Below are 15,250 nucleotides of genomic sequence, written 5' to 3'. Positions count from 1 at the left end.
GTGCTCAGGCGGTAAAAAAGGCGATCAGGATCGGGACCAGCAAACTAAGCAGAAAACCGTGCACGATGGCGGCAGGGACGATTTCGACGCCGCCGGAACGCTGCAGTACCGGTAAGGTGAAGTCCATCGAGGTGGCGCCGCACAGCCCCAGCGCCGTGGAGCGGCTGCGGCGAATAAGGCCCGGAATTAACATGATGGCCAGCAGCTCGCGACAGAGATCGTTAAAGAACGCCGCGCTACCGATGACCGGGCCAAAGGATTCGGTGAGTAAAATACCGGAGAGCGAATACCAGCCGAAACCGCTGGCCATTGCCAGACCGGTCTTTAACGGCAGACCGAGAATAAAGGCGTTAAGTATCCCGCCGAGTAATGAACTGGCCGTAACCACCACGGCGACGATCATTCCCCGGCGGTTAAGGACTATTTGTCGCAGACTCATTCCATTATTGCGTAATTGGATACCGACGAGGAACAGGAGAAAAATCAACGTATATTCGCTGGCTTCTGTCGCGTGCTGTAAAAAAGGCAGTCTGGTCAGACCGAGCAGAAAACCGAGCACGACCACACCGCACAGCTGCAGCGATTCCAGGGCCATGGCCAGGCGCGAGGGTAATTTCTCCTGACGATGCTGACTGCGCCATGGCATTTTACTTTCCAGCCACAGCAGGGCGGCGATATTACACAGTAAAATGATAACCACGCTCACCGCGGCGTAATGCAATATTGCCAGCAGGTTGCTGGCCAGATTGTCGAGGAACGCCAGGCTGATACCCATAAAAAAAAGGATTACATAGACAATCCAGCTGAGCATGCGGTTTATCAGCTTTAGCGCGGAGGAGTGACGAAGAGGCAGTAAATAGCCGACGACCAGCGGCAACAGAATAATAAAGAGTCCCGAAAACATGAACGATGCAGCCCTTGCATGATGAGAATAGCGCCCATGACACTACCCAAATCACCGGGCCGAGTAAAGCTGTCGCCAGAAAGAAAAAGCCCGGAGACCCGGGCTTTGAAAAGCGTTAATCGCGTTTTTCCAGCAGGGTGCGATACAGCACGCCGCCGAGGATCCCACCGACGATTGGCATGACCCAGAACAGCCACAGCTGCTGCAGCGCCCAGCCGCCCTGGAAAATTGCCACCGCGGTGCTGCGCGCCGGGTTGACCGAGGTATTGGTGACTGGAATGCTGATCAAATGGATGAGGGTCAGCGCCAGGCCGATGGCGATGGGGGCAAAGCCCGCCGGCGCATGTTTATCGGTCGCGCCATGAATAACCAGCAGGAAGCCGCAGGTCAGGACAATTTCAATGACGATAGCCGACAGCATGGAGAAGCCGCCCGGGGAGTGTTCGCCATAGCCGTTGGAGGCAAAGCCGCTGGCGGCGGCATCAAAGCCGGCTTTACCGCTGGCAACCACGTACAGCACCGCCGCGGCAATAATTCCGCCGACCACCTGAGCGATAATATAGCCAATGACCTCTTTTGCCGGAAAACGGCCGCCGGCCCACAGGCCTAAGGTGACCGCCGGGTTGAAATGCCCCCCGGAAATATGGCCGACCGCAAACGCCATGGTTAATACCGTTAAGCCAAATGCCAGCGCGACGCCGGCAAAACCAATACCCAGCTCGGGGAAAGCCGCGGCGAGCACGGCGCTACCGCAGCCGCCAAATACAAGCCAGAAGGTGCCGAAGCATTCGGCTGCTAATTTTCTGAACATAACCACCTCAATTAAATTGTTTACGCGCACGAGCGGACCGTGCCGGTCTTTATTTATCGTGATAAGGGATGACGATAAAAATAAAGCGGCGTTATTCTAGAGATAATCGCCATCCCGGAGCCAGTTAAATATATTGATATTATTTGATTTAGGGCAAGGTGAGTGGATTCCTTTTGCCAGTTTAGCCTTTCCTTTATCCATGGAAGATTATCAATAGTGTAGATCATAACGCCTGAAATAAAACTATTTTGTTTGATGAATAATCAACAGCCGGTAATAGGCGATAAGTGAGTAATTTTATGAATATATTTAATCCGCTGAATATGAGCCACGGATGCGATTAAGCAGAGTGTCATCTTGCCTCCGCCCTCGCTATACTGTTGATTACTGAAGGAGAGTGGTGGTGTAGCGGAGGGGATATGCTTCTTGAGCGCGTAGAAATCGTCGGTTTTCGCGGTATCAATCGTTTGTCGTTGATGCTGGAGCAAAATAACGTCCTGATCGGGGAGAACGCGTGGGGGAAGTCCAGTCTGCTTGATGCGCTGACCCTGCTTTTGTCGCCGGAGTTCGATCTTTATCACTTTGTTCGCGATGATTTCTGGTTTCCCCCGGGCGACATCCAGGGGCGCGAACACCATTTGCATATTATCCTGACCTTCCGCGAAACGGAGCCAGGCCGCCATCGGGTCCGGCGTTTCCGTCCGCTTCAGCGCTGCTGGGTGCCTTGCGATGACGGGTATCACCGGGTGTTCTATCGCCTGGAGGGCGAGCTCGCCGAAGATGACAGCGTGATGACCCTGCGGAGCTTTATCGATGGTGAAGGCGAAGCGTTGGTGCTGGAGGAGATTGATGAGCTGGCCCGACACCTGGTGCGTTTGATGCCGGTGCTGCGCCTGCGCGATGCGCGCTTTATGCGCCGCATCCATAACGGGACGGTACCGCACTCGCCGCAGATAGAGATCACCGCCCGTCAGCTGGATTTTCTCTCCCGCGAACTGGTCAGCCATCCGCAAAATTTATCGGACGGTCAGATCCGTCAGGGGCTATCGGCCATGGTGCAACTGCTTGAGCATTACTTTGCCGAGCAAAGCAGCGCTCAGACGCGGCATCGCCTGATGCGGCGGCGCTCCCATGATGAACAGCGCAGTTGGCGTTATCTGGATATTATCAACCGGATGATCGACAAGCCCGGCGGGCGCAGCCATCGGGTGATCCTGCTGGGGCTGTTTGCCACCCTCCTGCAGGCGAAAGGGACGGTGCGCCTCGATCGCGACGCGCGACCGCTGCTGTTGATTGAAGATCCCGAGACCCGTCTGCATCCGATCATGCTTTCCGTCGCCTGGCACCTGCTGAATTTGTTGCCGCTGCAGCGTGTGACCACCACCAACTCCGGAGAGCTGCTGTCCCTGACGCCGGTAGAGCAGGTCTGCCGGCTGGTGCGTGAGTCGACGCGGGTATCGGCGTGGCGGTTGGGGCCGGGCGGAATGAATGCCGAAGAGAGCCGGCGCATTGCTTTTCACATCCGCTTCAATCGCGCCTCATCGCTCTTCGCCCGCTGCTGGCTGCTGGTGGAGGGAGAGACGGAAACCTGGGTTATCAACGAACTGGCCCGGCAGTGCGGTCATCATTTTGATGCTGAAGGGGTTAAGGTGATCGAATTCGCCCAGTCCGGCCTGAAGCCATTGATCAAGTTTGCCCGCCGGATGGGGATCCAGTGGCACGTGCTGGTGGACGGCGATGAGGCGGGGAAAAAATATGCCGCGACGGTACGAGGTCTGCTTAATAACGATCGCGAGCTGGAGCGCGACCATCTGACCAGTCTGCCGGCGCTGGATATGGAACACTTTATGTATCGTCAGGGATTTGATGACGTTTATCATCGGGTGGCGCAGATCCCGGATAATGTCCCGATGAATATGCGGCGGGTGATCACCAAAGCCATCCATCGCTCATCCAAGCCGGACCTGGCGATTGAGGTGGCGATGGAGGCCGGCCGCCGTGGCGTGGACGCTGTGCCGACGCTGCTGAAGAAAATGTTCTCACGGGTGCTGTGGCTAGCCCGCGGTCGTGCCGATTAATCTCACCGCCGTCGTCATTTACGGCGGCACAAAGCTCTCCGGCAGCTAAACAAAACCTCATTGACGAGAAAAATGGGTGTCCTGTTGCCAACGGGTTTCGATAGAATCACCGCCTGGAGCGGCAGGGAAACAGCAGGAGTCGGAATATGAAAGTGAAGGGAAAACGCAGGACCGTCTGGTGGCTGTTGGCGATCGTTGTGCTGGGGCTGGCTATCTGGGGATGGCGGATCCTCAATGCGCCGCTGCCGAACTACCAGACGCTGGTAGTTCGCAAAGGGGATCTCCAGCAGAGCGTGCTGGCCACCGGCAAACTGGATGCCCTGCGAAAAGTTGACGTCGGCGCCCAGGTCAGCGGACAGCTGAAAACGCTGCACGTCAATATTGGCGATAAGGTTAAAAAGGATCAGTTGCTGGGGGTTATCGATCCGGAGCAGGCGCAAAACCAGATTAAAGAGGTGGAAGCGACGCTCATGGAGCTGCGCGCCCAGCTCAATCAGGCGCGCGCGGAGAGCAAACTGGCGCAAGTGACTCTGGCCCGTCAGCAGCAGCTGGCGCAGCGCCAGCTGGTCTCGCGGCAGGACCTTGATACCGCGGCCACCGATTTGGCGGTGAAACAGGCGCAGATCGGCACTATTGAAGCGCAAATAAAGCGTAACCAGGCGACGCTCGATACGGCGAAGACCAACCTCGATTACACGCGGATCCTGGCGCCGATGGCCGGCGAAGTGACGCAAATTACCACCCTGCAGGGACAGACAGTGATCGCCGCCCAGCAGGCGCCTAACATTCTGACGCTGGCGGATCTCAGCACCATGCTGGTTAAAGCGCAGGTCTCTGAAGCGGATGTCATCCACCTCAGACCGGGGCAAAAGGCGTGGTTTACCGTGCTGGGCGACCCGCTTACCCGTTATGAAGGTAAACTGAAAGACATTCTGCCGACGCCGGAAAAAGTGAATGACGCCATCTTCTATTATGCCCGCTTCGAGGTACCGAACCCGCAGGGGATCCTGCGCCTCGACATGACCGCGCAGGTGCACATTCAGCTGGCTGAGGTGAAGAACGTGATTACTATCCCGCTGAGCGCCCTGGGCGACGCGGTAGGCGATAACCGCTACCACGTTCGACTGTTGCGCACCGGTGAGGTCAAAGAGCGTGAGGTTATCATTGGCGCCCGCAATGATACCGACGTCGCAGTGGTGCAAGGTCTGGAAGAGGGCGACGAAGTGATCGTCGGCGAGAGCGCGAGCGGGGCGGCAAAATGACGGCGCTGCTTGAGCTGCGAGATATACGTCGCAGCTATCCTTCCGGCGACGGCAGCGTTGAGGTCCTGAAGGGGATCACCCTCAGCATCCATGCGGGTGAGATGGTGGCGATCGTCGGGGCCTCCGGCTCGGGAAAATCGACGCTGATGAATATCCTTGGCTGCCTCGACAAACCCACCAGCGGCACCTATCGGGTAGCGGGAACCGATATCGCGCAGCTGGATGGCGATGCGCTGGCCCGTCTGCGGCGGGAACACTTTGGCTTTATCTTTCAACGCTACCATCTGCTGTCCCATCTGACCGCCGCGCAGAATGTCGAAGTGCCGGCGGTGTATGCCGGCAGTGAACGGCGCGCGCGCCTGGCGCGCGCTCATGAGCTGCTGGTGCGGCTGGGGCTGGGCGAGCGCGCCGACTATCAACCATCACAGTTGTCCGGCGGTCAGCAGCAGCGGGTCAGTATCGCCCGCGCCCTGATGAATGGCGGGGAGGTGATCCTCGCTGATGAACCGACCGGCGCGCTGGACAGCCATTCCGGCGAAGAGGTAATGGCGATCCTGCACCAGCTAAAAGCGCAGGGGCACACGGTCATCATTGTGACCCACGATCCGCAGGTCGCCGCTCAGGCGGAGCGGATCGTCGAGATCCGCGATGGCGAGATCGTCCGCAACCCGCCCGCCAGCCGCCAGGGCGGCGGACTGCGCGCCCGTCCGCAGGCGGAGCCTTCGGCGTGGCGTCAGTTTACCAGCGGCTTTCGCGAAGCGCTGGTGATGGCCTGGCGAGCGATGGCGGCGAATAAAATGCGTACCCTGCTGACCATGCTCGGGATTATTATCGGTATTGCCTCGGTGGTGTCGATCGTGGTGGTGGGGGATGCCGCCAAGCAGATGGTGCTGGCGGATATTCGCGCCATCGGCACCAATACCATTGATGTGTATCCTGGTAAGGATTTTGGCGACGACGACCCGCGCTATCAGCAGGCGCTGAAGTATGACGATTTGCTGGCGATCCAGAAGCAGCCGTGGGTGCGCTCCGCCACGCCGGCGGTTTCAAAAAGCCTGCGCCTGCGCGCCAACAATATTGACGTTGCCGCCAGCGCGGAGGGGGTCGGTCCGCAGTATTTTAATGTCTACGGCATGACCTTTAGCGAAGGTAATACCTTCAATGAACTGCAGCTCAACAGTCGGGCACAGGTGGTAGTGCTCGACAGCAATACCCGTCGGCAGCTGTTTCCCAATAAAGCGAAAGTGGTGGGAGAGGTGATTCTGGTGGGCAATATGCCGGCCACGGTGATTGGCGTTGCGGATGAAAAGCAGTCGATGTTCGGCAGCAGCAAAATTCTCCGCGTCTGGTTGCCCTACACCACCATGGCGGGAAGAGTAATGGGCCAGTCGTGGCTGAACTCCATCACTGTGCGCGTTCATGAAGGCTACGACAGTGAAACCGCAGAGAAACAGCTGCTGCGTCTGCTGGAGCTGCGGCATGGTAAAAAAGATGTATTCACCTGGAATATGGACAGCGTCTTGAAAACCGCCGAAAGGACCACACATACCTTACAGCTGTTCCTGACATTGGTGGCGGTGATTGCCCTGGTGGTCGGCGGGATTGGCGTAATGAATATTATGCTGGTGTCGGTGACCGAACGAACCCGGGAGATCGGCATCCGCATGGCGGTTGGCGCCCGGGCCAGCGATGTGCTGCAGCAGTTTCTCATTGAAGCGGTGCTGGTTTGCCTGGTCGGTGGCGCGCTGGGCGTAGCATTGTCGCTGATGATCGCCTTTATTTTACAGCTGTTTCTCCCCGGCTGGGAGATTGGTTTTTCTCCGCTGGCGCTGCTGACGGCGTTTCTCTGTTCGACGCTGACCGGGGTGCTGTTTGGTTGGCTGCCTGCGCGCAACGCGGCGCGGCTCGATCCGGTGGATGCCCTGGCGCGAGAATAGGCGGGGCGAGAAATAAAAATGCCAGTCAGAAGGACTGGCATTTTATTAGCAGGATGTACACAATGAAGCAAAAGAGTTATGCAGCCGTTTCCGCTTCCACAGGGACGATCACGCTGGCGTGGTTGCCTTTTGGCCCCTGGTGAACATCAAACCGAACGGCTTGTCCGGCTTTTAGCGTTCTGTAACCATCCATCTGGATGGTGGAGTAATGGGCGAAAATGTCTTCGCCGCCGCCCTCAGGGCAGATAAAACCGAACCCTTTGGCATTGTTGAACCACTTAACAGTACCCATTTCCATACTTCGACATCCTTCGTAAATCTTTATTAGTAAGATGGAATGAACCGGTGGTGGAGTGACGAGTTGTTCAATTGCTCGCCAACTCTCGCCACTACAATTTAGAGAAATACGAAAACGCGTCAAGCGATTGAGGAGGGGGAACGGCGAAAAATGCGTCAAAATTTGAAGCAGTTAACGCTATTGCCGGGGAATGTGACAGCCGTCGCGGATAGAAGCGATAGATGATAGTTATCTATGATCTATTGTAGACTTGTGATGAGCATAACCTCTGGTCATCGACAGGCCTCCGCCTGTTGGCAACAGCAACCGATGATGAACACTGACGATGAGTAAGAGAGATTGGCTGGACTTCGAGCACCTGGTTGACGACGAAGTTCGTGATGCGATTAAACCGCCATCTATGTATAAAGTGATATTGGTCAATGATGACTACACTCCGATGGAGTTTGTTATTGACGTGTTACAAAAATTCTTTTCTTATGATGTTGAACGTGCAACGCAACTGATGCTCACGGTTCACTATGAAGGTAAGGCGATTTGTGGCGTGTTTACCGCGGAAGTGGCGGAGACCAAAGTCGCTATGGTGAATCAGTACGCGAGGGAGAACGAGCATCCATTGCTGTGTACGCTGGAAAAAGCCTGAATACAGGCATGAAAATTGGGGGAGGTGCCTATGCTCAATCAAGAACTGGAACTCAGTTTAAATATGGCTTTCGCCAGAGCGCGCGAGCACCGTCATGAGTTTATGACCGTCGAGCACTTGCTGCTGGCTCTGCTAAGCAACCCCTCGGCCCGTGAGGCCCTGGAAGCGTGTTCAGTGGACCTGGTGGCATTGCGTCAGGAACTTGAAGCCTTCATCGAACAAACCACACCCGTTCTGCCAGCCACGGAAGAAGAGCGCGACACCCAGCCGACGCTAAGCTTCCAGCGTGTGCTGCAGCGCGCCGTCTTCCACGTACAATCTTCTGGCCGCAGCGAAGTGACCGGCGCCAACGTGCTGGTGGCGATTTTCAGCGAGCAGGAGTCGCAGGCCGCCTACCTGCTGCGTAAACATGAAGTGAGCCGTCTTGATGTGGTGAACTTCATTTCTCATGGTACACGCAAAGACGAGCCGAGCCAGTCTTCCGATAACAGCGGAAGCCAGCCTGGCAATGAAGAGCAAGCCGGCGGGGAGGAACGTATGGAAAACTTCACCACCAACCTCAATCAGCTTGCTCGCGTCGGCGGTATTGATCCCCTGATCGGCCGTGAAAAAGAGCTGGAGCGCGCGATTCAGGTCCTGTGCCGTCGGCGGAAAAATAACCCGCTGCTGGTGGGGGAATCCGGCGTCGGTAAAACCGCGATCGCCGAAGGCCTTGCCTGGCGTATTGTGCAGGGCGATGTGCCGGAAGTGATGGCCGACTGCACTATCTACTCGCTCGACATTGGCTCTTTGCTGGCAGGGACCAAATATCGTGGCGATTTTGAAAAACGCTTCAAAGCGTTGCTCAAACAGCTGGAGCAGGATACCAACAGCATCCTGTTTATTGATGAAATCCACACCATTATCGGTGCGGGGGCGGCGTCTGGCGGCCAGGTCGATGCGGCTAACCTGATCAAACCGCTGCTTTCCAGCGGCAAGATCCGGGTGATCGGCTCCACCACTTACCAGGAGTTCAGCAACATCTTTGAAAAAGATCGTGCGCTGGCCCGCCGTTTCCAGAAGATCGATATTACCGAACCGTCGGTGGAAGAGACGGTCCAGATTATCAACGGCCTGAAGCCGAAGTACGAAGCGCACCATGATGTGCGTTATACCGCCAAAGCGGTGCGTGCGGCGGTAGAACTGGCGGTGAAATACATTAACGATCGTCATCTGCCGGATAAGGCGATTGACGTCATTGACGAAGCGGGCGCGCGGGCGCGCTTAATGCCGGTCAGCAAGCGTAAGAAAACGGTTAACGTGGCGGATATCGAATCAGTGGTGGCGCGCATTGCGCGGATCCCTGAGAAGAGCGTCTCCCGCAGCGATCGCGACACGCTGAAAAACCTGGGCGACCGTCTGAAAATGCTGGTCTTTGGACAGGATAAAGCCATCGAGGCGCTGACCGAGGCTATTAAAATGGCGCGCGCCGGGCTGGGCCATGAGCACAAGCCGGTGGGATCGTTCCTGTTCGCCGGGCCGACCGGGGTCGGGAAAACCGAAGTGACCGTCCAGCTGGCGAAGGCGTTGGGTATTGAGCTGCTGCGCTTTGACATGTCCGAATATATGGAACGTCATACCGTCAGCCGTTTGATCGGGGCGCCTCCGGGCTACGTTGGCTTCGATCAGGGCGGGCTGCTGACCGATGCGGTGATTAAACATCCGCACGCGGTATTGCTGCTTGATGAGATCGAAAAAGCGCATCCGGACGTGTTCAACCTGCTGCTGCAGGTGATGGATAACGGGACGCTGACCGATAATAACGGCCGTAAAGCGGACTTCCGCAACGTGGTGCTGGTGATGACCACCAACGCCGGGGTGCGGGAAACCGAGCGTAAATCCATTGGCCTTATTCAGCAGGACAACAGTCCGGATGCGATGGATGAGATCAAAAAGATCTTTACGCCGGAGTTCCGTAACCGCCTCGACAACATCATCTGGTTCGATCATTTGTCTACCACGGTGATCCATCAGGTTGTCGACAAGTTTATCGTCGAGCTGCAGGTCCAGCTGGACCAGAAAGGCGTCTCCCTGGAAGTGAGTCAGGAAGCGCGCGACTGGCTGGCGACGAAAGGCTACGATCGGGCGATGGGGGCACGTCCAATGGGACGCGTCATTCAGGACAACCTGAAAAAACCGCTGGCGAACGAACTGCTGTTTGGCTCGCTGGTCGACGGTGGTCAGGTCACTGTCTCTCTGGACAGCGACAAAAATACGCTGACTTACGACTTCCAGAGCGCTCCGAAGCACAAACCGGAAGCGGCCCACTAAGGCGATATCTTCAATGTAAAAAAACCGGCCAGGGGCCGGTTTTTTTTTGCTGACGGCAGAAATGAAAAGACCGGGAATTATCCCGGCCTTCAGCATCTGACGCCTTAGGGGCGAAAACAATCAGCGACTACGGAAGACAATGCGGCCTTTGCTCAGGTCGTACGGGGTCAGCTCAACAGTCACTTTGTCGCCCGTCAGAATGCGGATGTAGTTTTTACGCATTTTACCGGAGATATGCGCGGTTACCACGTGACCGTTTTCCAGTTCTACGCGGAACATAGTGTTAGGCAACGTTTCAAGTACGGTGCCCTGCATTTCAATATTGTCTTCTTTGGCCATCTAGTCCTCTGGGGTATCACTACCGTAGTTTTGAACCGGCAAGATAATGCCGAAGTTCATCATGTAAGTAAAGTTTTACGTATCTACCCTGAATCATTCACCTTGCCGCAAGGCGCATAGTCAGCGCAGCGGCTACGGAAATATGACGGGTATGAATCGCCGAAGTAGTTTTGGCGCATTGCCCGGGACACACACGGCCATGCCGCGTGACAGGCGCAAACGTAAAGGGGAGTGACAGAACGATGGGCGTTATCTGACTCTTATTATTCCCAAACGGCGGCGGGGCAACAGGCAGAAGCTACTCTACCGCGCAATTATACCATCCTGACGCAAAATGTGCTGAAAACATTTTATTATCCGCCAGGAAATAGCACCCGCGGCACCCAAAATCGCTCGGGCAGTCGGTAGCCGCGTAATACCGACAGATAGTCCAGATAATCGCGGCGGGGAATATCCACTGCGCCTAATGACGCGGTATGGTTGTTCAGTACCTGGCAGTCAATTAATTTACCGCCGCTGTGCGCAAAGTCCTGGCAAAATACCAGCAGCGCGGTTTTGGAGGCATTTTCCGCCCGGCTAAACATCGATTCGCCGCAAAACAGCGCTCCCTGCGCTACGCCGTACATTCCTCCCACCAGGGTATTCTCCTGCCAGACTTCAATGGAGTGGGCATGACCCAGCTCATGCAGCTGGTGATAGGCGCGAACGATACTGCTGGTTATCCAGGTGCCTTCGTCACGATCGCTGGCGCAGCCCTCAATCACTTCGCCAAAGGCGTGGTTGAGCGTTACCCGGTAGGGCGAACGCTGATGAAAGCGCTTCATGCTGCGGCTGAGATGGAATTGCTCTGGCCAAAGTACCGCCCGGGGGTCGGGCGACCACCAGAGGATCGGGTCGCCAGGGGAAAACCAGGGAAAAATACCACGCTGATAGGCCATCAGCAGCCGCGCGGGGCTCAGATCGCCGCCGAGCGCCAGCAGGCCATTAGGTTCTCGCAAGGCGCCTTCCGGAGAGGGGAAGGCGATAGAGTGCCGGGAGAGCTGAACCAGACGCATTTTAACCTCAATACGCATCAGCAAAAATTAGATAATAGAATAGCCTACAGACGCTGTTTAAACTGGAAGTACCGGCCCTGTTTAGCGAGCAGCTCCGCGTGACTACCTTGCTCAATTATCTGGCCGTTGTCCATGACTATTATCTGATTAAAACCCGCCAGGCCCCGCAGGCGATGGGTCACCATCAGCACGGTTTTGTCGCGCATGACATCTGCCAACAGATGCAGGATCTGGCTTTCGGTGGCCGCATCCAGACCTTCTGTCGGTTCATCGAGCAGCATCAGCGGCGCATCGTGGAGCAGCGCGCGGGCAATGGCCAGTCGGCGCAGTTCGCCGCCGGAGAGCTGACGCCCGCCTTCGCCCAGCCAGCCGTTAAGACCACCATCTTGCAGCAGTTTTTCGAGACCCACCTTCTCAAGGGTAGCGCTGAGATGAGCGTCATCCGCTTCAGGCGCCGCCAGCAGCAGGTTGTCGCGCAGGGTGGCGCTGAACAGGTGCACGCGCTGCGGCACTACGCTCATTGCCTGCCGCAGAGTGGCTTCGCTGAGGCCGGAGAGCGGCTGATTGTTGAGCAGAATCTCTCCCTGTGACGGGTCCCAGGCGCGGGTAAGCAACTGCAACAGCGTCGATTTTCCGCAGCCGGTCCGGCCAAGAATGGCGATGTGCTCTCCGGCGGCAATCTGCAGGGAAATATTCTCCAGGGCAGGGGAGGGCTGCTGAGGATAGCGGAAGGTGACCTCCTGAAGCGTTAGGGCCACCTGCGCTGGCGGACTGGCTTCATCTTCGACAAAGGTGACCTCCGGCTGCTGGTCGGTAATCTGCGAGATCCGCCGCGCGGAGGCGATCACCTGGCCTAAATGCTGGAAAGCGCCAGTAACCGGCGCCAGGGCTTCAAAAGCCGCCAGCGCGCAGAATACGAATAGCGCGATCAGCGCCCCGGGCTGACTATTGCCGCCGACGCCGTCTGAGGCCAGCCAGAGCATGGCCACCACGGCGATGCCACCGATTAACAGCATTACCGCCTGCGAAAGCGCGGTCAGCTCGGCCTGGCGCCGCTGTGCATCCTGCCAGCTCAGCTCGGTCTTTTCCATTTGTGCGCGGTAGCGGTCGCTGGCGTTAAATACCATCAGCTCCGCCTGACCCTGCAGCCAGGCGGTGAGCTGTTGGCGATACTGGCCGCGCAGCTGCGTCATACTTTCGCCGGCTGGCTTACCTGCGCGATAGAACAGCGGCGGCATAACCAGCAGGGTCGCCAGCATGATACCGCCGAGCGTCAGCGCGAGGGTGACGTCGAGCAGACTTAATCCGCAGGTGACGACCACAATCACCACCAGCGCGCCGACCAGCGGCGAAATGACCCGCAGGTAGAGATGATCCAGGGTGTCAACGTCGGCCACCACCCGGTTGAGCAGCTCACCCTGGCGAAAGCGCGCCAGCCCCGCCGGAGAGAGGGGGAGCAGTTTGCTGAAGGTGAAAACGCGCAGGTGCTGCAGCACGCGAAAGGTAGCGTCGTGGCTGACCAGGCGCTCAAAGTAGCGCCCGGCGGTACGGATAATTGCCGCGCCGCGAACGCCCGCGGCAGGCAGCATATAGTTAAAACTGTAGATCCCGGCGACGCCCACCACCGCTGAGGCGGAGAGGAACCAGCCGGAGAGCGTCAGCAGGCCGATGCTGGCCAGCAGGGTCACAATGGCCAGCACGACGCCAAGCAGCAGCATCCATTTATGGCGTTTATAGAGCGCCAGATAGGGTAAAAGTGCGCGCATTTAAATCTCCTCCTGACGATGGGCCAGCAGCGCCGAGAAGACCCCACCAGCACGGGCCAGCGTGGCGTAGTCGCCTTGTTCGATAATCTGTCCGTCCTGCATCACCCAGACGTCGTCCCAGTCGGCCAGCCCCTCGAGCTGGTGGGTGACCAGCAGCGTGGTTTGCTCACTGGAGGCGTGGGTCAGGGCCTGCATGACTCGCTGTTCGCTATGGGCGTCAAGGCTGGCGGCAGGTTCATCCAGCAGCAGCAGGCGGCACGGCACCAACAGCGCGCGGGCGACCGCGATACGCTGCGCCTGGCCTACCGACAGACGCCCCGCCTGATCGCCTACGGCGGTATGGATCCCCTGCGGCAGCAGGGCGATAAACTCGCTGACCCAGGCCTTGTCCAGCGCCAGCCGAAGCTGGGCATCGCTAGCTTCGGGCCACGCCAGCAGCACGTTTTCCCGCAGCGTGGCGGCAGGCAACTGCGGATTCTGTCCTACCCAGCTCAGCAGGCGGCGCCAGCGCTCAGCGTCCAGCTCGCGCAGCTCTACGCCGTTGACCATCAGCGACCCCTCATAGGGCAGAAAGCCGAGCAGTGTATTCAGCAAAGAGCTTTTCCCGGATCCGCTCTGGCCGACCAGCACCACGCGAGCGCCGGCGGGCAGCGCAAAATTAAGCGGCCCCGCCAGAACTTTACCTTCCGGAGATTTGATCACCAGGTCGCGCGCTTCCACGCTAATCAGATCGTTGTCATTTAACGTTTTCTCGCCACGCTCTACCTGGGTCAGCGGCGTTTCCATAAACGTTTTCAGGCTGTCTGCGGCGCCCACGGCCTGAGCTTTGGCATGGTAGAAGGTACCCAGGTCACGTAACGGCTGGAAAAATTCCGGGGCGAGGATCAGCGTCAGGAATCCCGCCATCAGCGTGACGCCCGCGCCATAGTGGCCGAAGTTCAGCTCGCCAAGGTAAGAAAAGCCAAAATACACCGCTACCAGCGCAATGGAGAGGGAGGTGAAAAACTCCAGAACCCCGGAGGAGAGGAAGGCCAGACGCAGGACTTCCATGGTGCGTTGGCGAAAATCCTGCGAGGCGTCGCGAATATTATCGGTTTCTGCCTGACCGCGATGAAAAATACGCAGGGTTTCCATGCCGCGGAGGCGGTCGAGGAAGTGGCCGCTGAGGCGGGCCAGCGCCTGGAAGTTACGCCGGTTGGCGTCGGCGGCGCCCATCCCGACCAGCGCCATGAAAAGCGGGATCAGCGGGGCGGTGCCGAGAAGGATTAGCGCGGCGGCCCAGTTAATCGGAAAAATAGTAATAACGATCAGCAGCGGTACGCAGGCCGCCAGCGTCATCTGGGGCAGGTAGCGGGCATAATAGTCGTGCATGTCGTCGATTTGCTCAAGAATAAGCGTTGCCCAGCTGCCGGCCGGTTTGCCCTGGATCCACGCCGGGCCTGCCTGCTGGAGGCGGTCAAGAACCTGGCGGCGAATTTCATAGCGAATATGCTGCCCGGCCTGAAAGCCGACCCGCTCACGCAGCCAGACCACCCAGGCGCGTAGTACAAAGATCAGCACCAGCAGCGTGAGCGGCAGCAGCAGGGCGGTCGCTGGAATATTCTCCATCACCATCCGGTGCAGGATCCGCGCCAGGAACCAGGCCTGCGCCACGATCAGCAGACCGCTCGCCACGCCAAGCAGGCGGGAAATCATCAACCAGCGACGGGAGATAATGCTTTGCTGTTTTAACCAGCGGGTTAACTCTTGTTGACGGGTTTTATTCATTGCGCGCTTTGCAGGTGTCGTTATCGGAGTATTGGGCACGGCAATGTTACATCGCAGCAAAAATAAAGGCGACTTTTCGT

At 57.6% G+C, this 15,250-nt stretch carries 12 protein-coding genes; 5 read left to right on the top strand and 7 right to left on the bottom strand.

Annotated elements, in window-relative coordinates; all coding sequences use genetic code 11:
• Window positions 1-4: 4 nt before the first annotated feature.
• Complete coding sequence (locus tag KHQ26_RS10950; RefSeq protein ID WP_004147773.1) at window positions 5-904, bottom strand: lysine exporter LysO family protein; 900 nt, start codon at window positions 902-904, stop codon at window positions 5-7.
• Window positions 905-1,019: 115 nt separating this feature from the next.
• Window positions 1,020-1,715 carry an aquaporin Z gene (gene aqpZ, locus KHQ26_RS10945; protein WP_002896434.1) on the bottom strand — a complete coding sequence of 232 codons (696 nt, stop codon included), beginning with the start codon at window positions 1,713-1,715 and terminating at the stop codon, window positions 1,020-1,022.
• A 419-nt stretch (window positions 1,716-2,134) separates the two neighbouring features.
• Here aqpZ and KHQ26_RS10940 point away from each other — a divergent pair, with 419 nt between their 5' ends.
• The 3 genes from KHQ26_RS10940 (at window position 2,135) to macB (ending at window position 6,992) form a co-directional block, all read left to right on the top strand.
• Entirely contained in the window at window positions 2,135-3,793 is a 1,659-nt protein-coding gene (locus tag KHQ26_RS10940) for an ATP-dependent endonuclease (protein WP_004176693.1), read from the top strand.
• A 146-nt stretch (window positions 3,794-3,939) separates the two neighbouring features.
• On the top strand, window positions 3,940-5,055 hold the full coding sequence (macA, locus tag KHQ26_RS10935) for a macrolide transporter subunit MacA (RefSeq protein WP_002896440.1): 1,116 nt from the start codon (window positions 3,940-3,942) through the stop codon (window positions 5,053-5,055).
• Window positions 5,052-6,992: a macrolide ABC transporter ATP-binding protein/permease MacB gene (gene macB, locus KHQ26_RS10930; RefSeq protein WP_004150848.1), complete on the top strand. Its 1,941-nt coding sequence runs from the start codon at window positions 5,052-5,054 to the stop codon at window positions 6,990-6,992. The genes macA and macB overlap by 4 nt, the downstream gene beginning before the upstream one ends.
• Window positions 6,993-7,068: 76 nt before the next feature.
• On the opposite strand, the gene cspD is transcribed toward macB, so the two are convergent.
• Entirely contained in the window at window positions 7,069-7,290 is a 222-nt protein-coding gene (gene cspD / locus KHQ26_RS10925) for a cold shock-like protein CspD (protein ID WP_002896516.1), read from the bottom strand.
• A 325-nt stretch (window positions 7,291-7,615) separates the two neighbouring features.
• Here cspD and clpS point away from each other — a divergent pair, with 325 nt between their 5' ends.
• Window positions 7,616-7,933, top strand: coding sequence for an ATP-dependent Clp protease adapter ClpS (gene clpS / locus KHQ26_RS10920; RefSeq protein WP_002896520.1), 318 nt, complete (start codon window positions 7,616-7,618; stop codon window positions 7,931-7,933).
• A gap of 30 nt (window positions 7,934-7,963) precedes the next feature.
• Window positions 7,964-10,243, top strand: coding sequence for an ATP-dependent Clp protease ATP-binding subunit ClpA (gene clpA, locus KHQ26_RS10915; RefSeq protein ID WP_002896522.1), 2,280 nt, complete (start codon window positions 7,964-7,966; stop codon window positions 10,241-10,243).
• 120 nt (window positions 10,244-10,363) lie between these two features.
• Here the strand turns inward: clpA and infA are convergent, their stop codons facing one another.
• The 4 genes from infA to cydD all read right to left on the bottom strand — a co-directional run bounded on the left by infA (window position 10,364) and on the right by cydD (window position 15,170).
• Complete coding sequence (gene infA, locus KHQ26_RS10910) at window positions 10,364-10,582, bottom strand: translation initiation factor IF-1 (RefSeq protein ID WP_001040187.1); 219 nt, start codon at window positions 10,580-10,582, stop codon at window positions 10,364-10,366.
• A gap of 353 nt (window positions 10,583-10,935) precedes the next feature.
• Complete coding sequence (gene aat / locus KHQ26_RS10905) at window positions 10,936-11,637, bottom strand: leucyl/phenylalanyl-tRNA--protein transferase (RefSeq protein WP_002898014.1); 702 nt, start codon at window positions 11,635-11,637, stop codon at window positions 10,936-10,938.
• A 44-nt stretch (window positions 11,638-11,681) separates the two neighbouring features.
• Window positions 11,682-13,403 (bottom strand): heme ABC transporter ATP-binding protein/permease CydC, encoded by a 1,722-nt coding sequence (gene cydC / locus KHQ26_RS10900; protein WP_004209699.1) that lies wholly within the window; start codon window positions 13,401-13,403, stop codon window positions 11,682-11,684.
• A complete protein-coding gene (cydD, locus tag KHQ26_RS10895) occupies window positions 13,404-15,170 on the bottom strand; it encodes a heme ABC transporter permease/ATP-binding protein CydD (RefSeq protein WP_020804031.1) in 1,767 nt (588 codons plus the stop codon).
• Between the last annotated feature and the right edge of the window lie 80 nt (window positions 15,171-15,250).

Source organism: Klebsiella sp. 10 (assembly GCF_018223925.1).
Classification (GTDB): Bacteria; Pseudomonadota; Gammaproteobacteria; order Enterobacterales; family Enterobacteriaceae; genus Klebsiella; species Klebsiella pneumoniae.
The sequence above is the reverse complement of the archived record's forward strand: the minus strand, read 5'-3'. Positions and strand labels throughout refer to the sequence as shown.

Bases quoted from the DNA above. Each gene is read 5' to 3' on its own strand.
- cydD (WP_020804031.1), bottom strand. From the start codon at position 15,170: ATGAATAAAACCCGTCAACAAGAGTTAACCCGCTGGTTAAAACAGCAA.
- aqpZ (WP_002896434.1), bottom strand. From the start codon at position 1,715: ATGTTCAGAAAATTAGCAGCCGAATGCTTCGGCACCTTCTGGCTTGTA.
- clpS (WP_002896520.1), top strand. From the start codon at position 7,616: ATGAGTAAGAGAGATTGGCTGGACTTCGAGCACCTGGTTGACGACGAA.
- macB (WP_004150848.1), top strand. From the start codon at position 5,052: ATGACGGCGCTGCTTGAGCTGCGAGATATACGTCGCAGCTATCCTTCC.
- clpA (WP_002896522.1), top strand. From the start codon at position 7,964: ATGCTCAATCAAGAACTGGAACTCAGTTTAAATATGGCTTTCGCCAGA.
- aat (WP_002898014.1), bottom strand. From the start codon at position 11,637: ATGCGTCTGGTTCAGCTCTCCCGGCACTCTATCGCCTTCCCCTCTCCG.
- cydC (WP_004209699.1), bottom strand. From the start codon at position 13,403: ATGCGCGCACTTTTACCCTATCTGGCGCTCTATAAACGCCATAAATGG.
- macA (WP_002896440.1), top strand. From the start codon at position 3,940: ATGAAAGTGAAGGGAAAACGCAGGACCGTCTGGTGGCTGTTGGCGATC.
- infA (WP_001040187.1), bottom strand. From the start codon at position 10,582: ATGGCCAAAGAAGACAATATTGAAATGCAGGGCACCGTACTTGAAACG.
- cspD (WP_002896516.1), bottom strand. From the start codon at position 7,290: ATGGAAATGGGTACTGTTAAGTGGTTCAACAATGCCAAAGGGTTCGGT.
- KHQ26_RS10950 (WP_004147773.1), bottom strand. From the start codon at position 904: ATGTTTTCGGGACTCTTTATTATTCTGTTGCCGCTGGTCGTCGGCTAT.
- KHQ26_RS10940 (WP_004176693.1), top strand. From the start codon at position 2,135: ATGCTTCTTGAGCGCGTAGAAATCGTCGGTTTTCGCGGTATCAATCGT.